Here is a 315-nt window from a genome sequence, read left to right as displayed (position 1 = left end):
ATGCTGAAGCATGAGCGGCTGCTGAGCATGGATCAGATGACCGCCGACTTCGGCCGCTATCTCTCGACGCACGAGTGGGAGCAGCTGAGGGACGTCAGCGGCTATGACGTCGTCTACGTCGACGAATATCACTACTTCAGCAGGAACGAGGCGATGACCCTCCAGGGCCTCTTCAAGCCGCGGGCGGGCAGCTCGGGGCGGTGGCCGCTGCTGATGGCATACGACCTGAAGCAGAGCACGTCCGATGCGGCGCTGGGAGGCGGAATTGAGCGGTTCCGGAATCCGGGCGTGGGTGAGTCGGAGGCGGTGGACCTG

1 protein-coding gene is annotated in these 315 nt (G+C 64.1%); it reads left to right on the top strand.

What is annotated here, in order from left to right:
* Positions 1-27: 27 nt before the first annotated feature.
* Positions 28-315 (top strand): hypothetical protein (locus AC0IYH_RS30535; RefSeq protein ID WP_471837901.1); only part of this gene is annotated, 288 nt, incomplete at its 3' end.

The organism is Pseudomonas sp. AC463 (assembly GCF_979253585.1).
Note: the sequence above shows the minus strand (reverse complement) of the source record. Positions and strands in the feature narration are given on the sequence as shown.